Source organism: Petrocella sp. FN5 (assembly GCF_029210395.1).
GTDB lineage: Bacteria > Bacillota > Clostridia > Lachnospirales > Vallitaleaceae > Petrocella.
This window is the reverse complement of record NZ_JARGDP010000150.1, coordinates 1-1,990: the sequence shown is the minus strand read 5'-3', so window position 1 is coordinate 1,990 and position 1,990 is coordinate 1. Positions and strand designations below refer to the sequence as shown.

The window sequence follows — 1,990 nt, the reverse complement described above, 5'->3', positions numbered from 1 at the left end:
TAATAATATTGATAAGGCCATGGATGAAAATCGAAGCCTAGATACTATGTACCAAATGCTACTGGGTTCTTTACAAGCCGGTCTTGCTTTTTCAAATGCCAGTTTAGGGGCTGTCCATGCTATGGCCCATTCCTTGGGCGGTCTATTAGATCTCCCTCATGGAGAATGTAACAGCATCCTTCTTGAACATATCATAGCTTTAAATTTTGATGCTGAAATAGAGCGTTATAAAGCCATAGCAAGGCAACTGGATATTCAAACACATCTATTATCTGATGATGAGATCCGTGAAGAAATCCTGAAAAAAATTCGCTTCATGCGGGAAAAACTAAGTATTCCTTCATCCATCAAGGTAGTATCTTTAACCTCAGAAACCATAGACCGACTGGTTGAAAATGCTCAAAATGATCCTTGTATGGTTACCAATCCTAGAATCTTATCCACCGAGGAGTTGAAAAGCGTTTATGAGCAAATCCTACGAACCTAACAAAAAAAAATCCTTCACACGTGAAGCCATCATTGGGTTAGGGGAAGATTCTTTTAGAAAAAACTATTACCCTGAATTACAGGATCATCTTCTTGAACTTGAAAGAATTAACAGTAGAAATAAGGCCTTGATCACTACTATTCCTGATATCTTATTGGTATCTGATATAAAAGGAAATATTTCTCCATTCAATGTTTCAAGGCTTAATAATAATGCAATGATTCTAAATATTATGAAGGATCAGAAACTTATTCAGAAACTTAGAGAGGTGGTTTCTCAAGTAGTACTTTCTAGATTATTAGTTACTTATGATTTTCATATGGAAGTTGACAATAGAACTTATTACTTTGAAGCGCGTATTCACATTTCTGCTTTTGATGAAGTATTGATCATGATTCGGGATATGACCGACCGTATCACTTTAGAAAACCGTTTAAGAACCCTTGTAGATAAAGATAATCTTTGTCAGGTCTTCAATCGAAGGTACTTTGAATATTATTTGACCGATTTTAATATGCGGGAGATTACAAGTTTTACTATTATTATCGTGGATATTGATGGACTTAAACTCATCAACGATACCCTTGGCCACTTATCCGGTGATCGGGTCATTATTTCTGTTGCTGAGCTTATAGAAAAAACTTTTGACCATTTTGGTATGATTTCCAGAATTGGTGGAGACGAATTTGGTATCGTCTTGCATGGCTTCTGTGTTAATGATATTGAAAGCTTCCTTGATACTTTAAAAGGATTTGTCAAAGAACATAACCTAAAGACTGAATCCGTTGAGTTATCCTTATCCTATGGCTATGGCCATCATGAATCCGGCGTCTTAAATGTAGATCATATTTTTCAAGAAGCGGATAATAACATGTATCAGAATAAACTGCTTAAGACCTCCAGTACTAAGAATAATTTGGTCAAAACCTTAATGAAAGCCTTAGAAGCAAAAGACTACATCACCGAAGGACATGCAGACCGTATGGAAATGTTAGCCACCATTATCGGTCATGAGCTTAAGCTTCCTCAGAATATTATTGACCGTATTCAGCTTCTGACCAAATTTCATGATATTGGTAAAGTGGGTATCCCTGATAGTATTTTAAAAAAGCCGGGAGCCCTAACTTCTGACGAGTGGAAGGTCATGTGCACCCACTGTAGTATTGGAGAACGTATTGCTAATGAATCTACAGAACTAAAAGATATTGCTCACCTAATACTAAAACACCAAGAAAGATGGGATGGTAAAGGTTATCCTTTGGGACTGGCTGGCGAGGAAATCCCCCTTGAATGTCGTATTTTAGCCATCGCTGATACTTTTGATGCCATGACCAATGACCGGCCTTATAGAAAAGCCTTGCCCATGCATGTCGCCATAGAAGAAATCTTAAGTCAAGCTGGTACCCAATTCGACCCTGAAATGGTTAAAGTATTTCATAATGTGGTTTTTAAAGTCTATCCTCTGTAATCTTGATTAACTTAATTACTCAACTTTCCCAGTAA

At 37.0% G+C, this 1,990-nt stretch carries 1 protein-coding gene and 1 pseudogene; both read left to right on the top strand.

Annotated features, from left to right (window positions below; genetic code table 11):
- A pseudogene (locus P0N36_RS15095) lies at positions 1-487 on the top strand (iron-containing alcohol dehydrogenase); the annotation flags it as partial.
- Positions 465-1,955: a bifunctional diguanylate cyclase/phosphohydrolase gene (locus tag P0N36_RS15090; protein ID WP_275843707.1), complete on the top strand. Its 1,491-nt coding sequence runs from the start codon at positions 465-467 to the stop codon at positions 1,953-1,955. The pseudogene P0N36_RS15095 and the gene P0N36_RS15090, both read left to right, overlap by 23 nt.
- Positions 1,956-1,990 lie beyond the last annotated feature (35 nt).